We start from the raw sequence: 19,377 nt of genomic DNA, 5'->3' as shown, positions 1-19,377 counted from the left end.
GGCTCACAGCAATCCGAGACGCCGCGCGCGGTGCACCGCTTCCCGCCGGCCGGTCGCGCCGAGCTTGCGGTACACGGCCCGCTGGTGGGTCTTGACGGTGTTCACCGAGACGTAGAGCTCCGCGGCGATCTCGGGATTCGACAGCGTGCTCGCGAGGTAGCGCAGCATCGTCGCCTCCCGCTCGGTGAGGGGTTCGGCGAGCGCGGGGCGCGCCCCCCGGTCCGCGGGCCGGCCCGTGAGGCGCTCGAGCAGGTCGACCGCGAAGCCGGCCGCCCCGCTGCCCCGGTCGACGCGGCGACGCAGGAGGTCCGTGAGCGCGGGCTCGGCGAGGAAGGGTCGGCGCAGCGCGTGGGGCGCGGCCGCCAGGAGGGCCTCCTCGAGCAGCGCCGTCGCCTGCTCCGGCGCGCCGGCGCGCTCGGCGGCGAGGGCGCCGACCAGGCACGCCTCGGTGCGGACGCGGGGCAGCCGGCTGGTGACGGTGTCGCCCAGGACGTCGCTGACCGGCTCGCCGAGGTGGCGCAGCAGCCGCGCGGCGGCGACCCGGCCGGCGTCGGTACGCGCCGGCCCGAGACGGTCGGCCGTCGCCCGCGCGACGTCCGGGGCGCCCGTGCGGGCCAGGAGGTCGGCCTCCGCGAGCGCGCACTGCTCGTCCAGCGGCCGCGGCGGCGTCCAGGACCCGGCGCGGGCCCGGGCGTCCCGCAGCCGGGACAGCGCCTCCTCGCGGTCGCCGGCGGCGTCGTGGCGGGCGGCGAGCGCCAGCGCCCGGGCGAGCTGCACGTGGGGCTCGGGCGCCACCTCCTCGACCGCGGCGAGGCGGGCCAGCCAGACCTCCGCAGCGCCCAGCTCGTCACGGTCGATCGTCACCCGCGCCAGCGTCAGGTAGGCGGGCGCGACCTGCGGCATCCGTGTCCAGCCGGCCTCGGTCGCCGTCTCGACCACCGCCCGGGCCCGCTGCTCGGCCTCCTCGAGCTCGCCGCGCTCGCCCGCGAGCAGGGCGAGGTGCGCCGCGGCGTTGACGCGGGGGAGCGGGGCCGGCCCGGTGCCCTCGGCGGTCGCACGCAGGTGGCCCTCGGCCGCCGCGAGGTCCCCGGTCCAGAGCTCGGCGGTGCCGAGGTTGTTGATCACGACGACCGGCACGACGGCCGCGTCCCGCACGCCCCAGCGGTCCAGCGCGGCCACGTCGAGGGGCACCGTGCGGTAGGCGCGGGCCACGGCCTCCAGGTCGCCCCGCGTGCGGGCGAGGGCGGCCTCGACGAGCGCGAGGTGGACCTCGAGGCGGTGCCGGCGCCCGCCGAGCGCGTCGGCACCGCGCCGGGCCGCCGCGACGAGGGCCCCGACCTGCGTCGTGTCGCCGCCCGCCACCCGGGCCGCGGCCAGCGCTGCCGCGAGCTCGGGCCGGTCGAGCAGGACCGGTTCCGGGACCGCCGTGAGGGCGCGGGCGACCTCGTCGGCGGAGCCCCGCAGGACGAGCGCGACCAGGTGCGCCCCGGCCACGTCGGCGGCCAGCGCCCAGAGCTCCCCGCGCAGCGCGGAGCGCAGCGCCTCGAGCGGCATCTCGTGGTGGCGGAACCACTCGGCGGCCCGGCGGTGGCGGTCGCGCCGCTCGCGGCGGGGCCGCGGGCGCGCCCGCAGGACGTCGAGGACCAGGCGGTGGAGGCGGTACCACCGCCCCGGGTGGTCGAGCGCCTGGACGAACAGGTGCGCGGCGGAGAGCTCCGCGAGCATCGTCTCGCCGTCGGTGCGCCCCGTGAGCGCGTCGGCGAGGTCGGCGCAGACGAGGTCGACGACGCTGATCTGCTCGAGGAACGCCACGAGCTCGGCCGGCTGGCGCCCGAGGACCTCGTCGAGCAGGTACGCCGACACGCTGTGCGCGTCGCCCGAGAACGCGGCGACCGCGGCGTCGACGTCCGGACGCGTGGCCAGGTCGAGCGCCGCCAGCCGCATCCCCGCCGCCCAGCCGCCCGTGCGCGCGACCATCTCCCGGACGTGCTCGTCGTCGGCCCGCACGTCGAGCTGGGCGAAGAGGGCGGCGGCCTCCTCGTCGCGGAAGGCGAGCTCGTCGGGCCGGATCTCGGCGAGCAGGCCCGCCAGCCGCAGCCGGGTGATCGGCCACGGCGGGTCGCGCCGGCTGGTGGCGACGAGCGCGAGCGACGGCACGGGCCGCTCGACGAGGCTGCGCAGCCCCTGGTGCACGGCCGCCGAGGACACCTCGTGGAGGTCGTCGAGGACGACGACGACCGGGCGCTCCGCCTGCCGCAGCGCGCGGGCGAACGCGCCGGGCAGCTCGTCGGGGTCGGCGAGCCGGCCGCCGGGGCGGGCGTGGATCCGCGCGAGCGCCGCGGCGGTCGCCGGTCCGGCCTGCGCCCCCACCGCCCGGGCGAGCGCGGCCCAGAACACCGTGGGCTCGTCGTGCCCCGGCTCGAGCGTCACCCACGCCACCGCCCTCCCACCGGCGCCGGTGGCGAGCCACGACCCGACGAGCAGCGTCTTCCCCCAGCCCGCGGGCCCCGCCACGAGCGTGGCCGCGGCGGTGGCCACGGCCCGGTCGAGCAGGGCGTGCAGGCGCGGGCGCCCGACGACGTGCGTCGCCACGGGGACGGCGTGCTCGGCCTCGGCGCGCCGGGCGCCCGTCGTCGCTGCCGGGTCCGCCGTCCACGGCCCCGCGACCACGGGCCCGGACGTCGCGCGGTGGGCGGCCACCGCGCTACGCCCCGACCGCCGGCGCGGGGTCCCGGGGCGGTGCCCGGCCGGCCACCGCCTCGCGGTCGCCGGGGTAGGTGCGTCCCGCGAGCCGGAAGGCCACCGCGGCGACCACCCCGAGACCGGCGACGAGCGCGAGCGCGGTGGCGAGCCCGACCGCCCCCGCCAGGGTCCCGGCCAGGACCGGGCCGACGGTCAGCCCGAGCAGGTTCTGGGCGACGACCAGCACGGAGACCGCGGTCGCCCGCGCCCCGGGGTCGGTGACGTCCACGATCGCGGCCGCCGCGGGCCCGATCGCCGCCGTCACGGCCGCCGACCCGAGCAGGACGAGGGCCACCTGGACGGCACCGGCGGGCACGACCGCGAACGCCGGCACGAGCAGCGCGGCCGCCGCGAGGCCGGCGAGCAGCGGCGTCCGCAGCCGGACGTCGGGGTCCCGGCGGGCGGCGCGGTCGGTGAGCACCCCCGCGCCCGCGGTCCCGGCGACCCCGGCCAGCACGACGACCGCGGCCAGCCCGCCCGCCGCCGCCGGGACGAGGCCGAGGTCGCGCTCGAGGTGCGTGGGCAGCCACGTGTACAGCGCCGACGCGACGACGAGCAGCAGCACCATGCCGGTGACGGTGGCGACGACGGTCCGGGTGCGCAGGACCCCGGCGACCGTCCCGCGCACCCGCGTGCGGCGGACGGTGGGGTAGTCGCGCACCCGCAGCACGGCGAGCGCGAGCAGCAGCCCCGGCACGGCGAACAGGCCGACCGCCCACCGCCAGCCCCACTGGGCGGCGACCGCGCTGCCCAGCGCCATCCCCACGACGGTCCCGAGCGGCCCGGCCGCCTGGAACACGCCGAGCACCGCCGCGCGGCGCGTCGCCGGGAACACGGTGGCGAGCAGCGCGCCGCCGGCGGGCCCGTAGCCCGCCTCGCCGGCTCCCACCCCGATCCGCGCGGCGAGGAGCGCGCCGGGTCCCGGGGCGACCGCCGACGCCGCCGACGCCGCGCTCCACACCGTCCCCATGAGCGCGATCGCCCGGACCCGGCTCCACCGGTCCACGAGCGCGGCGACCGGCAGGGCGCCCAGCCCCACCGTCAGCGTCACCGCCGACACGAGCGCGCCGAGCGTCGCGTCGTCGAGGCCCCACTCCGCCCGCAGGTACGGGAAGGCCGCGACGAGGACCTGGCGGTCGGCGAAGTCGACGAGCATGAGGGCGGCGAGCAGTGCGAGGACGGTCCGGGGTGACGGCCCCGGGCGCTCGCCCGTCACCCCAGCAGGCCCTGCTCGTGCGCGACGAGCACCGCGTCCCGCCGGGTCGTGACCCCGAGCTTGCCGTAGAGCGCCCGGACGTGGGTCTTGATCGTGTTGATCGAGACGTCGAGGTCGCCCGCGATCTCGTCGAAGCTCTCCAGCGAGGGCAGGCGGGCCAGGACGTCGTGCTCGCGGCCGCTCAGCGCGATCCCGGCCGGCGACGTCGCGCCCGCCGCCAGGGCCCGCGCGACGAACCCGGCCCGCGCGGCGCCGGTCGCGAGCTCGTCGACCAGCAGGGCGCGGACGCCGCCGTCGGCGTGGACGAAGGGCCGCAGCGCGTCGCGCGGCGCGGCGAGGTCGACGGCGTGCCGCGCGGCGGCCCGGGCCCCGGGTCGGTCCGCCCGGGCCAGGCGGATCCGGGCCTCGAGCAGCCAGGCCTCGACGTCGAGGGCGTCCGGCGACGGGCGCGCCGGCGGCGCGAGCAGGACGGCGATCGCGGTGCGGGCAGCGGCGAGCTCGCCCGCCGCGGCCGCGCTCCACCCGCGCACCAGGGCCAGGGCGGGACTCGCCGGGTCGCGGCCGGCGAGCCAGGCGGTGACGGCGCCGGCCGCCGTCGCGTGGCCCAGGCCGACCGCGGCGCGGTGCTCGAGCAGCGCCGCGGTGGCGGCCAGCGCGCCCGGTACGACGGTGTCGCCGAGCGCGGTCCGGGCGGCCTGCAGCGCGAGCAGCCCGGCGGTCCGCTCACCGAGGTCGACCGCGGCCCCGCCCCGGGCGCAGAGCAGGGCGAAGCGCACCACCGGGTCGGCGACCTCCTCGCCGGCGCCGGTCAGGGCCCGCGCCGCCCCCGGGTCGGCGTGCAGCAGGGCCGCGTGCGCGGCGACCGCCCGCGCGAGCGCCGACCACGGTGCGCTCCCGGGGCCGTCGGCGCCGGGCTCGGCGAGCGCCCGGGCCGCCGCGGCCCCGGCGCGCGGCACGTCGCCGGCGATCCACAGCGCGGCGGCCAGCAGGCACCGGCCGCGGTGCGCGAGCCCGTCGAGGCCGAGCCGGTGCGCCAGGGCGAGGCCGGCGCCGAGCTCGGTGCGGGCGCGGGACGGGTCGTCGGCGCGGACGGCGGCCGCGCCGCGCCCGATCCGCGCGTGCGCCGCGAGCGCGGGCTCGGCGGGCACCGGCTCGCGGTCCGCGACGGGCAGCGCGCGGCCGAGGACCCGCTCGGTCGCGGCGCGGAACGCGGCGGCGTCGGCGCCAGGCCGCCGGTCGCGGCGGGCCCGGCGCAGGGCGGCGCGGGCGAGGTCGTCCTCCCCGCGGGCGAGGTGGACGTGGGCGGCGGCGGTGGCGAGGCGGGCGTCGCCGACCGGCTCCGACGACCCCACCGCGGCGGCCAGCGCCGCGTGCTCGCCCCGGCCGGCGAGCCACGGGGCCCAGCGTCCGACGAGGTCGGCGAGGAGCGCCGGGTCGTCGGCTCGGGCCGCGTGCCGGAGCGCCTCGACCGGCGCGCCCTGCGCGGCCCACCAGACGGCGGCGGTCCTCTCGAGCGCCGCCACGAGCCCTGGCCCCCGCCGGCCGAGGTCGGCCACGAGGTGCGAGCGCAGCAGCTCCGGGAGGCGGTAGGCGTCCCCGCGGGCGCCGCTGCCGGCGACCAGGCCGGTGGTGTGGGCGAGGTCGTCGAGCACCTCGGCCGCGTCGTCACGGCCGGCGAGCCGGGGCGCGAGCCCCGCCGGCACCTCGGGGGCCACGCTGATCCGGCGCAGGACCTCGCGCCGGGACTCCGGGAGCCCGGCGAGGACCTCGTCGACGAGGTAGTCGGCGACCGGTCGCTCGTCGCCGGAGAAGCCGTCGAGGAACCGGTCGGGGTCCGGGTGGTCGCGCAGCGACAGCGCCGCCAGCCGCAGCCCGGCCACCCAGCCGCCGGTGCGCTCGTGCAGCACCGTGACCTGCGCGGGCGTGAGGGACGGGCTCCAGGCGGCCAGCAGCGCCGCCGACTCCGCGGGGGAGAAGGCGAGCTGCTCGGCGCGCAGCTCGGTGACCCGCTCGTCCATCCGCAGGCGCGGCAGGGGGAGCGGGGGGTCGCGCCGGCCCGCGAGCACGAGCCCGAGCCGGTCGCCGGTGTCGCGCAGGAGCATCGCCAGCCCCTGCCGGGAGAGCGGATCCGCGAGGTGGTGGACGTCGTCGAGCACCAGCCGCACCGGCGACGGCAGGGCGGTGATCGCCGCGGTGAGCTCGGTGAGGAACTCGGGCGCCACCGTCGACCGGGACACCACCAGGCGGTGGAGGCGGCTGGACGGCGGGACCGCCGAGAGCGCCGTCAGCTCGGCGAGGACCGCGCTCCAGAGACGGCGCGGGTCGCGGTCCTCGGGCTCGAGGCACACCCAGGCCGTGGCACGCCCGTGGTCGTCGCCCACCCACGCGGCGAGCAGCGACGTCTTGCCGAACCCCGGCGGCGCCGAGAGCACCGTGAGGTCCCGGTCCGCGCCCCGCTCGAGGACGTCCTCGAGCGCCCGGCGACGGACGTGGCCGGCCGAGAGCTGCGGGGGACGGGTGCGGGGGACGTGGGCCATCTGGTTGACCTCGGGTGGCTGCGCGGATCGCTGGCCATGGCCACGTTAGGTCTCGCGCGACCTCCCCGGAATCGGGCAACCTCCCCGTTCATCCTGGGTCCTCCGGCCCTGGAGGAAGGGACGTTCGGACCAGTCGGCGACGGCGCGGAAGCGGCTGGTCACCGGCCGTTCGGTCGACGTCGGGGAGAACGTCGGTGGGCGGGTGGTCCTACTGGCGGGCGATGGCGATGCGCAGCCGCTCCTCGGGGTCGAGGTGGTGGTCGTGGGCGTCCTCGCCGACGTCGAGCGCGACCCAGTGGATCCGCCCGGTGAACCGGCTCGTCGCCGCCGTGTGGTCGGGGCTGACCGGCGTGCCCTCGTCCCGTCCGATGTCGGCCGTCTCGTCCGCCGAGAAGACCACGGGCTGCGTCATCTCGACCCGGCCCGACCCGCTCGCCGTGCCGTCGACGGACAGGGACACGTCCCCGCCCTTGCCCAGGCCGCCGCCGTCGTACGCGAACTCGGCCCGTACCCGGTGGAGGCCGGCGGGCACGGGCGCGTCCCCGCGCACCGTGAAGATCCGGATGCCGAGCACGTTGTAGCAGAACGTCGGCCGGCCCTCGGACAGGTGGACCGACCAGCCACCGAACCGCCCACCCTGCGCGATGAGGACCCCGTTCGCTCCGCCGTCCGGGACGTCGATCTCCGCGGTCACCGCGAACGAGCGGTTCTTGATGCTGAGCACGCTGTTCTCCGAGAGCCGCCCCATGCCCGGGAAGAAGAGCTGCGAGCTGCCCCGGATCAGGGTCGGCCGCCCCGCCATGGTCGGCTCGAGGCGCTCGGCCGCCCGGTCGTCGAGCGGGAGCACCCCGTACTTGGTCGCCTCGATGAGCCACAGCCGCTGGAGGTGCGCGAGGACCTCGGCCTTGTCGGCGGCGAGGTCGCGGGCCTGGCTGTAGTCGCTGTCCCCGTCGTAGAGCTCCCAGACGTCCTCGTCGAACGGCGGCGGCTGGTGACCGATCATCAGCCAGGGCGTGCGGTGCTTGGTCACCGCGCTCCAGCCCCGGTGGTAGACGCCGCGGTTGCCGACCATCTCGAAGTACTGCAGGTCGTGGCGCTCCGCCGCGTCCGGCTCGGTGAAGGTGTAGAGCATGCTCGTCCCCTCCATCGGGGACTGCTGCACGCCGTTGACGGCGGTCGGCTCGGGGATGCCGGCGGCCTCGAGGATCGTGGGGGCCAGGTCGATGACGTGGGTGAACTGCGAGCGCAGGCCGCCCGGGTCGGTGATGCCCCGGGGCCAGTGCACGACCGTGCCGTTGCGGGTGCCGCCCCAGTGCGAGGCCACCTGCTTGGTCCACCGGAAGGGCGTGCACATCGCCCACGCCCAGCCCACCGCGTAGTGGTTGTAGGACTCCGGCGAGCCGAGCCGGTCCATCGTGCTGCGCAGGAACTCGGTCGTTTCCAGCGCGGCCATGCCGTTGAAGTTGGCCATCTCGTTGAACGCGCCCTGCAGCGTCCCCTCCGCGGACGCCCCGTTGTCCCCGACGATGTAGAACACCAGCGTGTCGTCGAGGATCCCCAGGTCGTCGAGGGTGTCGACGAGACGGCCGACCTGGTGGTCGGTGTGCTCCAGGAAGCCCGCGTAGACCTCCATCTGGCGGGCCAGCACGGGCTTGAGATCGTCGGGGATCTCGTCCCAGGCCGGGATCTCCTCGTGCCGCTCGGTCAGCTCGGCCTCCGGCGGGACCACCCCCGCCTCCTTCTGCCGGGCGAAGGTGCGCTCGCGCGCGGCGTCCCACCCGTCGTCGAACTCGCCGCGGTAGCGGTCGGCCCACTCCCTCGGCACGTGGTGGGGGGCGTGCGTGGCGCCGGGCGCGAAGTAGAGGAAGAAGGGCCGCTCCGGGGCGAGGGCCTTCTGCTGGCGCATCCAGGCGGTGGCGCGGTCGGCGAGGTCCTCGGTGAGGTGGTAGCCCTCCTCGGGGGTCCGCGGCGGATCCACCGGGGTCGTGCCGTCGTAGAGCGAGGGCTCCCACTGGTTGTTCTCGCCGCCGATGAAGCCGTAGAAGGTCTCGAACCCGCCGCCGCCCGTCGGCCAGGCGTCGAACGGGCCCACCGGGGAGGTCTGCCAGACGGGCACCTCGTGGCACTTGCCGAACTGGGCCGTCGAGTAGCCGTTGAGCTTGAGCGTCAGCGCCAGCGGGGCCTTGGTGTTCGGCCGCACGGAGCTGTAGCCCGGCGCGGCGGTCGCCGTCTCGGTGACGCTGCCCATGCCGACGGAGTGGTGGTTGCGCCCGGTCAGCATGGCCTGCCGGGTGGGCGCGCAGAGCGCCGTCGTGTGGAAGCGGTTGTAGCGCAGGCCGCGCGCGGCCAGCCGGTCGGCGGTGGGGGTGCGGCAGGGTCCGCCGAAGGTCGACGAGGCCCCGAAGCCGACGTCGTCGAGCAGGACGACCACCACGTTCGGCGCGCCGGCCGGGGGGAGCAGCGGCTCGATGGGCGCGAACGCCGTGTCGGGGTCCTTGGCGTCGTAGGTCGTGAGCCCGGGAGCGGGACGGTCGGGGATCGGCAGGATGCTCCGCGCAGGGTCGGACGGGCTCATCGTCGGTGTTCTCCCGGGTCCGCGGGGGCCGGCGGGCCCCCTGTCGGTCCTCGACCGTCGCGGGCCCGGTGACGTCCGGGCTCACCCCACCGGGATGAACGGGACCGGCCGGGCCCCGGACCATCCTCGGCGGGTGAGGGCGGGCGCCCGCCCGTCCGCGACGCTCCGGTTCCGCGACGCGGGGAGGACCGGATGACCGATCGGCGCTACGAGTTCCGGGTCGACGGCCTGCTCACGGGGACCGCCCGCGAGGCGTTCTGCGACATGGACGTCGAGGAGGTCCGGCCCGGCGCGGTGCTGCGCGGCACCGTCGTCGACGACGCCCACCTGCACGGCATCCTCGAACAGCTGCGCCTGCTCGGGCTCACGGTCGTCGAGGCGCACCCGCTGGACCGGTAGCTCAGGCCCGGGCGGCGACCCGGAACCCGACGTTGCCCGCGCTGCTGTCGGGCCCGCTCTCGGTGCGGCCGGCGCACCGGTAGCGCTCGCAGTGGGAGGCGTGGCAGAGGTAGGACCCGCCGCGCAGGCCCCGCGTGGGCGTCGCGACGGCGGGGTCGGGACCGGCGCACCACTCCCAGACGTTGCCCGTGGTCTGGTGGAGCCCGTAGTCGTTGGGGGCGAACGCGGTCACCGGGGCGGTCCCGACGTACCCGTCGTCGCCGGTGTCGTGGGTCGGGAAGGTGCCCTGGAAGACGTTCATGCGGTGCTCCCCGCCGGGCGTGAGCTCGTCGCCCCACGGGAAACGCCGGCCCTCGTGCCCGCCGCGGGCGGCGCGCTCCCACTCGACCTCGGTGGGCAGCCGGACCCCGGCCCAGTGGCAGTAGGCGACGGCGTCGTCGAAGGACACGTGCACGACGGGGTGGTCGGGGCGCCGCGCCACGGCGGAGCCGGGCCCTTCGGGACGCCACCAGCAGGCGCCGGCGACCCGGCGCCACCACGGCGCGTCCACGACGCCGCGGGTCGGGGGCAGGCCGTCGGGGAGCAGGCCCGCGAACACGAACGACCAGCCGTACGCCTCGGCGCTCGTCACGTAGCCGGTGGCCCGGACGAACGCGAGGAACTCGACGTTGGTGACCGTGTACGCCGCGAGGCGCAGTCCGTCGACGTGCACGAGGCGACCCGGCGGGTCGCCGTGGAGGAACGACCCGCCCGGTACGTCGCGCCAGGGGCCCCTCACGGACGCCGCTGCCGGCGCCGCAGCGCGCGGACCCGGCGGTGTCCGAGGACGAGGGTCGCCAGCGTCGCGACGAGGAGCGCCTGCCACCCGAGGCCGAGGACGAGCAGGCCCATCACGAGCAGCGACGCGACGACCCCGACCACCCAGACGGTGACGGTCACGACGCGGCGGCGGCGCGCGTGGCCGTCGCGCAGCAGGGCGACCAGGTGGGGATCGGTGCGGGCCAGCTGCCGTGCGGTCTCGGCGAGCGACTCGCGTTCGGCGTCGTCGAGCATCACGCCTCCTGCAGGGTCTCGCCGACCTCCCGGAGGATCCGGTGGTCGTGGTCGCGGGCGAGGACGTGGCCGGCGCCGATCGCCACCGCCACCGGCCACGCGAGGATGTCGACGGCGACGAGGCCGCCGAGGACGACGACGAAGGCGAGCGTGCCGGTCGGCGGCCACCCCACCGGGCCGAGGAGGGGCACGTCGACGTGCCAGCCGGTGGACGGCGCCGGCGGCGCCGACGCTGCCGGCGGCGGTTCCTCCGGCGTGGGGGGCACCGGGGTCACGGGACTCGCGGGCACGGCGATCACTCCTCGCGATCGGGTGGGGTCGGGTGGGGGCCAGGACGGCGGACGCCCGGAGCCGCGCGGCGGGACCGCCCCCGCCGGACCGCCTCGAGCATCGCGTTGACGAGGAGACCGAGCACGAGCAGGTCGGCGACCATCTGCCCGGTCACGAGGACGCGGGCGGTCTGGCTGACCGGGGCGATGTCGCCGAACCCGACGGTCGCGAACACCGTGACGGTGAAGTAGAGGGCGTCGACCCGGGACATCGGCTCGGTGAACGTCCCGGGGCGCGTCCCGTCGAGCACCACGTAGGCGGACGCGAAGATCAGCAGGAACAGGGGGATCGCACTGGCGAACGCCTCGACCGCCCGCAGGGCGGGGTGCACGGCCGTCGTGATCGCGCGGAGCTGCCAGACGACCATCGCGACGAGCGCGGCGAGCCCGAGGAGGAACAGCACGAGCGTCCCGTCGTCCTCCCGTGCGCGCAGCGGCAGCGCGAAGTAGACCGTCACGAGCAGCACGATCGTGACCGTCGCGCGCGCGAGGACCAGCGCCACCCGTCGTCTCGACGGTGCCTCGGGCTCCACGGCCGCATCCCTCCCGTCACCCGCACGAGAGGCCCGCCCGTCACCCGGGCGGGCCTCGTCGGCGGCCTCCTGTCCGGTGGCTCCGTCGGCGGATCAATAGGCGGATCAGTAGGCGGATCAGTAGGCGGAGGCCTCGTCCCACGTGACCATGAGCGCGAAGATCACGACGATGTCGAGGACGATGAGGACGAGCGACCAGATCGGGTAGGCGGGCATGTAGGCCAGCTGCACGATCGTGTTGAGCGCGAGCAGCACGATGGCCGTGCCGCGGGCCCAGCCCGGCGCGCTGCCCACGAGGGCCAGGCCGGTGGCCAGCACCAGGGCGCCGAGCAGGATGTGCAGCCAGCCCCACGCCGTGAGGTCGAGCAACAGGACGCCCGCGCCCGTCAGCGTCACGTAGGTCGGCGAGAACAGCGCGAAGAAGCCCTGGATCACCGCGAAGCCGCCGATGATCGTCATCACGACGCCGCCGAAGCGGACCCACCCCGTCCAGGCGCCCGAGTCGCGGGGAGCCGTCCTCCCGTTCGCACGGGGCGTCATCGTCGGTCCCGAGACCGGCGGGGTCTGCTGTTCGGTCATGATCTCCTCCAGGGCACACCTCGGATCGTGGTGGCCGACGGTGCTCCGCGGCGGGCTCGCGGACCTCACCCCAACCGGATGAGACGGGCCGGGACTCACCCGGAGTGGATGAGGCGAGGACCCCGGCCGGGGCCGCAGGCTCGCCGCATGACCGACACGGAGGCGCCCAGGATCCGGGGGGCGGGCAGCGTGCTCGCGACGAGCTGCCTCTCGACGTTCGTGGTGAACGCCAACACCTCGGCGGTGAGCATCCTGCTGCCCTCGATCAGCACCGACCTCGCGGCGCCGATCTCGCTGCTGCAGTGGGCGGTGACCGGCTACCTCCTGGTCGGGGCGGCCACCATCGTCACCACGGGGGCCATGGGCGACGTCTTCGGGCGCCGCCTGATGTTCGTGGCCGGGCTGGGCCTCTTCGTGGCGTCCTGCGTGCTCATCGCCCTGGCGCCCACGGGCGAGGTGGTCGTGCTCGGGCGCGTGATCCAGGGCGCGTCCGGCGCCGCCATCCTCGCGACGGGGCTGTCGCTGCTCTCGGTCGCCACCGAGGGACCGGCGCGGCTGCGCGCGGTGACGCTGTGGGGCGCCGCCTCGGCGGCCGGGGCCGCCGCGGGCCCGGTGGTCGGCGGCGTGCTCGCGGAGGCGACGGGCTGGCAGGGCCTGTTCTGGATCGACGCCGCGATCGCCGCGGCCTGCATCCCGTGGGTCCTCGCCGCGGTCCCCGAGTCGCGCGACCCGGACCGTCCCCGCTCGATCGACCTCTGGGGCACCGTCCTCGTGGCGGCGATCCTCGCGCCCCTGGTCTTCGGGATCACCGAGGGCGGGACGTGGGGCTGGGGCTCGCCCGCGACCATCGGCTGCTTCGTCGTCTCGGCCCTGGCGGCCGTCGGCTTCGTCCTCGTCGAGCGCCGCGTCCCCGCGCCCCTGGTCGACCTCGGGCTGCTGCGCAACGCCCTGCTCGTCGGCTCGACGGTCGCCATCCTCATCGGCGCCGGGGCGATCGCCGGCATCTCGTTCCTCCTCAGCCTGTACTTCCAGGACCCCGTCGCTTTCGGCATGAGCAGCCTGGAGGCGGGGCTCGCCTGCCTGCCGGTGGCCGCGCTCGTCGTCGTGGCGGCGCCCGTCATCACGCCCCTCGCCCACAAGATCGGCGCCCGCCCCGTCGTGGTGCTCGGCTTCGTGCTGCTCACCGGCGGGTTCGTCGCGCTGGCGTTCGTCGACGCCTCGTGGACCTACCTGTGGTTCCTGCCGGGCCTGCTCGCGGTCGCCGTCGGGCTGAGCTTCTCCAACGGGCCCGCGTCGTCCGCCGCGACGGCCGCGGTGCCGCCGGCCCAGGTCGGCGCGGCGTCGGGCATCTCGAACATGGCCCGCTACGTCGGCGGCGCCGTCGTGACCGCGATCGTCTCCGGGATCTACACCTCGACGGACGCCGCGCGGACCGCCGCCGGCGCCGCCCCTCCCGACGCCCTGGCCACCGCCTTCTCCCGCGCGGTGATCGCGCTGGCGATCATCAGCGTCCTGGGCATCCCGCTCGCCCGCCGCGCGGGCCGGCGGCCGCGGCCGAACGCCGCCGAGCTGGCGGCCGCCGCCGCGTCGACGACCCACACGATCCCGGTGCCGCCGGAGCGGGACGCGCGCCCGGTGGGCGGCGCGGTGTGACGGCCGTGCTCCGCGCGACGCCGTTCGTCCGGGTCATCGAGGCGGACCTGGACCGCATGACGGGGGAGGCCTCGAGCACCGCCATCCCGGTGGCGACGGTCCCGGGGGCGTCGTGATGTCCGCGGGGACGACCGGGAACCACCAGGCGGCGACGTCCGGTGCGAGCCAGGACGGGTCGGACGGGCCGGCCGCGGGCCCCAGCCCGGCCGAGCTGCTCCGCTCGCCGGCCTACCTGCGGCTGCTCGCGCTCGCCGCGGTGATCGGGGTGCCGATCTCGGCCCTGGCGTACGGGTTCCTCCAGGGCGTGGCGGTGCTCCAGGAGGCCCTGTTCGTCCGGCTGCCGGCGGCGCTCGGCCTCGGCCCGTCGCCCGCGTGGTGGCCGCTGCCCGTGCTCGCGGTCGGCGGGCTGCTCGTCGGGGCGACGATCCGCTACCTGCCCGGGCACGGCGGGCACTCGCCCGCGGACGGCTTCGCGCCCCACCCGCCGCCGACCGCGCGGGAGCTCCCGGGCGTGGTCCTCGCGGCCGCCGGGACCCTGGTGTTCGGGGCCGTGCTCGGCCCCGAGGCGCCGCTGATCGCCATCGGCGGCGGCCTCGCCGTCCTCGCGGTCCGGGCCGCCCGCTCGTCGCCCGCCCCGTCAGCGGTGACCGTCGTCGCGAGCACCGGGAGCTTCGCCGCGATCAGCACGCTGCTGGGCTCGCCGCTGCTCGGTGCGTTCCTGCTCATGGAGGCCGCGGGCATCGGGGGCGCGACGCTGGGCCTGGTCCTGCTCCCGGGCCTCCTGGCGTCCGGCATCGGCTCGCTGATCTTCCTCGGGCTGGACTCGCTGACCGGGCTCGGCACCGTGTCCCTCGCCCTGCCCGGGCTCCCGGACTTCGCGCACCCGACCGTCGCCCAGTTCGGCTGGGCCGTCGTCATCGGCATCGCCGCCGCGCTGCTGGGCACGACGATCTCGCGGCTCGCCCTGCGGGTGCGCGACCTGGTCGACCGGTCGCGGCTCCTGCTGACGACCCTCGCGGGGCTGGTGGTCGCGGCCCTCGCGACGCTCTACGCGCTCACCACCGGCCACTCCTCGTCCGACGTGCTCTTCTCGGGCCAGGAGGCCCTGCCGGCCCTGCTCGCCGACCCCGCGCGGTACTCGGTGGGCGCCCTCGTGGTCCTCGTGGTGTGCAAGGGGCTCGGCTACCTGATCTGCCTCAGCGCCTTCCGCGGCGGCCCGATCTTCCCGGCGATGTTCCTCGGGGCGGCGGGCGGGCTCGCGCTCGCCCCGCTGCCCGGGCTCTCGCTCGTGCCGGCGGTCGCCATGGGCATCGGCGCGATGTCCGTGGTGATGCTGCGGCTGCCCCTGACCTCGGTGCTGCTCGCCGTGCTGCTGCTCGCGGACGACGGGCTGGTCGTCACCCCGCTGGTGATCGTGGCGGTGGTCGTCGCCCACGTCGCGGCGGCCCGGCTGGGCCCGGCACCGGGCCCCGCGCACGAGGCCGCGGCGGCCTAGGGCTCACCCGTCGACGGCGGCCGGGGCGGTCCCCGCCTGCCCGGCGGACGCCGCCCGCCGCCGCGTCTCGTAGCGGACCAGGATCTCGCCGAGCACGCCGATGAGCAGCCCCCAGGACGCGACGACGAACAGCCAGGTCCCGGCCCGGGTCAGCGCCGGGCTGAGGAAGAACAGGCTGCCGACGACGAACGCGAGGTTGCCCACGAGGCCGATGGCCAGGTGGACCCAGGGGACGTCGTGGGCGGTCCGGCTGATGCGGCGCAGGTACCAGATCAGGAACACGGTCACCCCTCCTCCAGGCGGTGTCACGAGACAACAACCGCGCGGGCGCGCGCGGCTCACCCGGCGGGGATGATCGGTCCGGCCGGCGGCCCGGGTCGGCGGGCCCGCCCGGTCACCCACCGCGGGCGATGCCCCGGCGTCGCCGGCACGGGAGCGTCGAGCACGGCCCCGCCTCCCGACGTGCGGGGGCCGACGGAAGGAGGAGACCGTGGACGACCAGCCGCCCGACACCGGGCCCATCGACTACCTGATCGTCGAGTTCCCCCCGGGCGCGGCGACCGGCGAGGGCCTGCCCCTGCTGCTCGACCTCGTGGACCGTGGCCTGATCCGCATCCTCGACCTGGTCTTCCTGCGCAAGGAGGACGACCGCTCGGTGACGCGGATCGAGATCGCCGACCTCGACGGCGACGGGTCCCTCGACCTCGCGCTGTTCCACGGCGCCGCGTCCGGGCTGCTCGACGAGGGCGACCTCGCGGAGGCCGGCTCGGTGCTGGCGCCGGGCGCGACCGCGGTGGTCCTCGTCTACGAGAACGTGTGGGCGGCGCCGCTGGCCTCGGCGCTGCGCCGCGGCGGGGCGCAGCTGGTCGCCGGGGGACGGATCCCCGTCGACCTCGTGATGGCCTCCCTCGACGCCGCGCCCGCGGCCGTCGGGGCGGACGGGACGGGGTGAGGGACATGCCGGGACTGTTGCGGGGACTCGCACGGACCGCGCTGGTGGCGGGCACGGCGACCGCGGTGTCGAACCGCGTCTCGCGCCGCCAGGCCGGGCGGTGGGCGGCCCAGGAGGCCGCGTCCGCCCCGCCGCCGTCGTATCCACCGCCGTCGTATCCACCGCCGTACGAACCGCAGCCCTCGTCCGCGCCTCCGCCGCCCCCACCACCCGCGGGTGGCGGCGGCGACACGATCAGCCAGCTCAAGGAGCTCGCGGAGCTGCGCAGCCAGGGCGTGCTGACCGACGCGGAGTTCGAGGAGCAGAAGCGCCGGATCCTCGGCTGAGCGGCCCGCCGGACAGCACCCCGGGGTGCTGTCCGGCGGTGCTGTCCGGCGGTGCTGTCCGGCGCCCTCAGGTGCGGGGGAACCGGCGGCCGACCACCAGCGCGCAGATCACCGCGACGTCGAGGGCGATGACGACGACCGCCCACATCGGGTAGGCCGCGATGAACGCCAGGTTGACCACGACGCTGATCGCGGCGAGGACGATCCCCACCACCCGCGCCCACAGCTGGTCGGCGAGGACCCCGACACCGGCCGCGGCGACGAGCACGCCGAGCACGAGGTGGACCCAGCCCCAGCCTGCGGCGGACAGGACGACGAGCACGCGGCCGTCGCCGTTCGTCACGTAGAAGTCGGGGCTCAGCAGCGCGACCAGGCCCTGGATCACGGCGAACGCGCCGATCAGCATCATCATCACGGCGGCGAAGCGGATCCAGGGGGTCCGGTCGTCGACGTCGGTGCCGTACGACTGCGGCTCCCGCCAGTAGATCGCGTCCACCCACTGTGCCGGGGTGCGCTTCGTGTCGGCCATCGCGTCTCTCCTCCTCGCCTCGACGACGACCCAGCGTGTCGCGGCGCCGCGGGCGCGTGCCTCACCCGCGCAGGACGAGCGGGCGCGCCGGTCGAGGACCTCGCCGGTGCCGCTGTCCAGGCGGGCGTGGACGTGGGCGCGGAGCGCGCGAGGGCCTCAGTCGCCGGGCGGCATGCGGTAGCGCGCGGCGTAGCGATCGGCCGCCGCGGCGTCCCGGTCGGCGGTGCGCTCCGCGCGGGTCGCCGGGCCGGTGCCCAGCGGGTAGCCCGCCTTGACCAGCCGGTGCTCGGCCGTCTCGTGCAGGTAGCTGATCGAGAAGATCAGGCCCATGATCGCGCCGCCGAGCGCGCACATCGTCCGCAGCCACAGCGGGCCGGGCACGAACACGATGATGGCGATGACGAACGGGGCGATCTGCACGATCGCCCGCAGGACGTGGCGCAACCACCAGGTCCGGCACGTGGTGTCGTGCAGCACCCAGGAGGCGTGGCGCGCGGGTAGCCCGCCCCCGTAGGCGTACCAGAGCCACCGCAGGGGGTTCGGCCGGCGGACGGGCGTCTCGGGCGTCATGCGGGCTCCCATGCTCGCTGCCCCAATGGTTTGCACCCCAATAGTATGTGCACCACGTAAGCTGGGGGCACCGGGAGCTGCACCACAGCCCCGGCGAGACCGGGAGGCCGTGATGGACGCGCTCGAGAAGGCCCTGCCGGCGTTCCCCGACGACGTCGACCCCCTGGCCCTCGAGAACCAGGTGTGCTTCGCGCTCGCGGTGGCGGCCCGCACCGTGATCTCGGTGTACAAGCCGCTGCTCGAGCCGATGAACCTCACGCACCCGCAGTACCTCGTCATGCTGGCGCTCTGGCAGGAGGCGCCGCTGTCGGTCACCGAGCTGGGGCGCCGGCTCGAGCTCGACCCCGGCACGCTCTCGCCGCTGCTCAAGCGTCTCGAGGCCGCCGGCTACCTCACCCGCGAGCGCAGCCGCGACGACGAGCGCTCGCTCGCCGTGCGCCTCACCGACGCCGGTGTCGCGCTCCGCGTGGAGGCCGAGCGGATCCCGCCGGCGATCGTCGAGCGCCTCGCGATGGACGTCGGCGAGCTCCGCGACCTGCACGGCGCGCTCACCGAGGTGATCGGGGCGGCGCGGCGGGCGCAGGCCGGGCGCTGAGGGGCGCCCCCCGACCGGTCCGCCACCTCGGAGGGCCGCGAAGCGCACCTAGTAGGAGCGCGGCAGCCCCAGGACGTGCTGGCCGACGTAGGCGAGCACGAGGTTGTTGTTCACGGGCGCGACCTGGTACATCCGCGTCTCGCGGAACTTGCGCTCGACGTCCCAGGTGTCGACGAAGCCGTAGCCGCCGTGGGTGTCGAGGCAGGCGTTCGCGGCCTGCCAGCTCGCCTCGCTGGCCAGGAACTTCGCGAGGTTGGCCTGCTCGCCGCACTTCTCGCCGGCGTCGAACAGGGCCGCCGCGCGGTAGCGCATGAGGTCGGCGGCGGTGACCTGGGCGTAGGCGCGGGCGAGCGGGAACTGCACGCCCTGGTTGGCGCCGATGGGACGGTCGAAGACCTGGCGGTCGTTCGCGTAGTCCGTCGCCCGGCCGATGAACCAGTAGCCGTCGCCGACCGCCTCGGCCGCGAGCAGGATGCGCTCGGCGTTCCACCCGTCGATGACGTAGCGGAAACCCCGGCCCTCCTCGCCGATCAGCGCGCTCGCGGGCACGCGCATGCCCTCGTAGCGCACCTCGTTGGTGGCGTAGTTGAACATCGTGCGCACCGGCGTGACCTGCAGCGTGTCGGGCTGGTCGCGTCGGATCTCGCGCAGGTCGACGAGGAAGAGGCTGATGCCCCGCGTGCGCTCCGCCGGGTCCTCGCTGCGGGGCGCCGTGCGGGCGAGGACGAGGGCGAGGTCGGACTGCTCGAGGCGGCTGGTCCAGTTCTTGTGCCCGGTGAGGACGTAGGAGTCCCCGTCGCGGGTCGCGGTGGTGCGGATGTCGGTGGTGTTGGAGCCCGCGCCCGGCTCGGTGATCGAGAAGGCCTGCAGGCGCAGGGTGCCGTCGGCGATCGCGGGCAGGTAGGTCTGCTTCTGCTCCTCGCTGCCGTGCTTGAGCAGGGCGCCCATCGTGTACATCTGCGCGTGGCACGCGGCCGAGTGCCCGCCGGAGCGGTTGATCTCCTCGAGCACGATCGAGCCCTCGGTGATCCCGAGCCCGCCGCCGCCGTACTCGGTGGGGATGAGCACCGCGAGGTAGCCGGCCTCGGTCAGCGCCTCGACGAACGCGTCGGGGTACTCGCGGGCCCGGTCGCGCTCGCGCCAGTAGGAGTCCGGGAAGCGGGCGCACAGCTCGCGGACCTCGCCGCGCAGCTTCTCCTGCTCCGGGGTGGTGACGATCGTGGTCGCGGCGGCGGGGTCCGACTCCGGCATGGGGTCACCTCATCACCGTCCTTGACCCTCCGCACGGGGAATG

General features: G+C 76.5%; 19 protein-coding genes. 6 read left to right on the top strand and 13 right to left on the bottom strand.

From position 1 onward, the window contains the following. Positions 1 to 3: 3 nt before the first annotated feature. The 4 genes from PGB27_RS23565 to PGB27_RS23550 all read right to left on the bottom strand — a co-directional run bounded on the left by PGB27_RS23565 (position 4) and on the right by PGB27_RS23550 (position 9,070). Positions 4 to 2,700, bottom strand: coding sequence for a LuxR C-terminal-related transcriptional regulator (locus PGB27_RS23565; RefSeq protein ID WP_274202868.1), 2,697 nt, complete (start codon positions 2,698 to 2,700; stop codon positions 4 to 6). A gap of 4 nt (positions 2,701 to 2,704) precedes the next feature. Beyond that, a complete protein-coding gene (locus PGB27_RS23560; RefSeq protein ID WP_274202867.1) occupies positions 2,705 to 3,958 on the bottom strand; it encodes an MFS transporter in 1,254 nt (417 codons plus the stop codon). Further along, entirely contained in the window at positions 3,955 to 6,495 is a 2,541-nt protein-coding gene (locus PGB27_RS23555; RefSeq protein ID WP_274202866.1) for a helix-turn-helix transcriptional regulator, read from the bottom strand. The genes PGB27_RS23560 and PGB27_RS23555 overlap by 4 nt, the downstream gene beginning before the upstream one ends. Before the next feature lie 208 nt (positions 6,496 to 6,703). Further along, positions 6,704 to 9,070 (bottom strand): arylsulfatase, encoded by a 2,367-nt coding sequence (locus PGB27_RS23550; protein WP_274202865.1) that lies wholly within the window; start codon positions 9,068 to 9,070, stop codon positions 6,704 to 6,706. 192 nt (positions 9,071 to 9,262) lie between these two features. On the opposite strand from PGB27_RS23550, the gene PGB27_RS23545 reads away from it, so the two are divergent. Then, entirely contained in the window at positions 9,263 to 9,469 is a 207-nt protein-coding gene (locus tag PGB27_RS23545; protein ID WP_274202864.1) for a hypothetical protein, read from the top strand. 1 nt (position 9,470) lies between these two features. On the opposite strand, the gene PGB27_RS23540 is transcribed toward PGB27_RS23545, so the two are convergent. The 5 genes from PGB27_RS23540 to PGB27_RS23520 all read right to left on the bottom strand — a co-directional run bounded on the left by PGB27_RS23540 (position 9,471) and on the right by PGB27_RS23520 (position 11,963). Then, a complete protein-coding gene (locus PGB27_RS23540) occupies positions 9,471 to 10,247 on the bottom strand; it encodes an SUMF1/EgtB/PvdO family nonheme iron enzyme (RefSeq protein ID WP_274202863.1) in 777 nt (258 codons plus the stop codon). Beyond that, positions 10,244 to 10,522 carry a DUF3040 domain-containing protein gene (locus PGB27_RS23535; RefSeq protein ID WP_274202862.1) on the bottom strand — a complete coding sequence of 93 codons (279 nt, stop codon included), beginning with the start codon at positions 10,520 to 10,522 and terminating at the stop codon, positions 10,244 to 10,246. Before PGB27_RS23535 ends, PGB27_RS23540 begins: the two co-directional genes overlap by 4 nt. Continuing rightward, positions 10,522 to 10,812, bottom strand: a complete 291-nt coding sequence (locus PGB27_RS23530) for a hypothetical protein (RefSeq protein WP_274202861.1) — start codon at positions 10,810 to 10,812, stop codon at positions 10,522 to 10,524. The genes PGB27_RS23535 and PGB27_RS23530 overlap by 1 nt, the downstream gene beginning before the upstream one ends. 5 nt (positions 10,813 to 10,817) lie before the next feature. Beyond that, positions 10,818 to 11,384 carry a potassium channel family protein gene (locus PGB27_RS23525; RefSeq protein WP_274202860.1) on the bottom strand — a complete coding sequence of 189 codons (567 nt, stop codon included), beginning with the start codon at positions 11,382 to 11,384 and terminating at the stop codon, positions 10,818 to 10,820. A gap of 117 nt (positions 11,385 to 11,501) precedes the next feature. Further along, positions 11,502 to 11,963, bottom strand: coding sequence for a DUF7144 family membrane protein (locus tag PGB27_RS23520; RefSeq protein ID WP_274202859.1), 462 nt, complete (start codon positions 11,961 to 11,963; stop codon positions 11,502 to 11,504). 147 nt (positions 11,964 to 12,110) lie between these two features. On the opposite strand from PGB27_RS23520, the gene PGB27_RS23515 reads away from it, so the two are divergent. Then, the gene (locus tag PGB27_RS23515) at positions 12,111 to 13,616 is read left to right on the top strand and encodes an MFS transporter (protein ID WP_274202858.1); all 1,506 of its coding nucleotides are present in this window, start codon (positions 12,111 to 12,113) and stop codon (positions 13,614 to 13,616) included. Positions 13,617 to 13,731: 115 nt separating this feature from the next. Beyond that, positions 13,732 to 15,111, top strand: coding sequence for a chloride channel protein (locus PGB27_RS23510; protein WP_274202857.1), 1,380 nt, complete (start codon positions 13,732 to 13,734; stop codon positions 15,109 to 15,111). A gap of 3 nt (positions 15,112 to 15,114) precedes the next feature. Here PGB27_RS23510 and PGB27_RS23505 read toward each other — a convergent pair whose 3' ends face one another. After that, positions 15,115 to 15,399 carry a YrhK family protein gene (locus PGB27_RS23505; protein ID WP_274202856.1) on the bottom strand — a complete coding sequence of 95 codons (285 nt, stop codon included), beginning with the start codon at positions 15,397 to 15,399 and terminating at the stop codon, positions 15,115 to 15,117. 202 nt (positions 15,400 to 15,601) lie between these two features. Between PGB27_RS23505 and PGB27_RS23500 the strand changes: the two genes are divergently transcribed. Next, complete coding sequence (locus PGB27_RS23500; protein ID WP_274202855.1) at positions 15,602 to 16,063, top strand: DUF6325 family protein; 462 nt, start codon at positions 15,602 to 15,604, stop codon at positions 16,061 to 16,063. A 5-nt stretch (positions 16,064 to 16,068) separates the two neighbouring features. Further along, positions 16,069 to 16,389, top strand: a complete 321-nt coding sequence (locus PGB27_RS23495) for an SHOCT domain-containing protein (protein ID WP_274202854.1) — start codon at positions 16,069 to 16,071, stop codon at positions 16,387 to 16,389. Between the two features lie 67 nt (positions 16,390 to 16,456). Here PGB27_RS23495 and PGB27_RS23490 read toward each other — a convergent pair whose 3' ends face one another. Beyond that, positions 16,457 to 16,918, bottom strand: coding sequence for a DUF7144 family membrane protein (locus PGB27_RS23490; protein ID WP_274202853.1), 462 nt, complete (start codon positions 16,916 to 16,918; stop codon positions 16,457 to 16,459). A gap of 156 nt (positions 16,919 to 17,074) precedes the next feature. After that, positions 17,075 to 17,488 carry a DUF5313 family protein gene (locus PGB27_RS23485; RefSeq protein ID WP_274202852.1) on the bottom strand — a complete coding sequence of 138 codons (414 nt, stop codon included), beginning with the start codon at positions 17,486 to 17,488 and terminating at the stop codon, positions 17,075 to 17,077. A 112-nt stretch (positions 17,489 to 17,600) separates the two neighbouring features. Between PGB27_RS23485 and PGB27_RS23480 the strand changes: the two genes are divergently transcribed. Continuing rightward, positions 17,601 to 18,083, top strand: a complete 483-nt coding sequence (locus PGB27_RS23480) for a MarR family winged helix-turn-helix transcriptional regulator (protein WP_274202851.1) — start codon at positions 17,601 to 17,603, stop codon at positions 18,081 to 18,083. Positions 18,084 to 18,131: 48 nt separating this feature from the next. On the opposite strand, the gene PGB27_RS23475 is transcribed toward PGB27_RS23480, so the two are convergent. Beyond that, on the bottom strand, positions 18,132 to 19,334 hold the full coding sequence (locus tag PGB27_RS23475) for an acyl-CoA dehydrogenase family protein (RefSeq protein ID WP_274202850.1): 1,203 nt from the start codon (positions 19,332 to 19,334) through the stop codon (positions 18,132 to 18,134). Positions 19,335 to 19,377: the final 43 nt, after the last annotated feature.

Source organism: Actinomycetospora lemnae (assembly GCF_028737315.1).
GTDB lineage: Bacteria > Actinomycetota > Actinomycetes > Mycobacteriales > Pseudonocardiaceae > Actinomycetospora > Actinomycetospora lemnae.
This window is presented reverse-complemented; position numbering and strand designations above follow the sequence as displayed.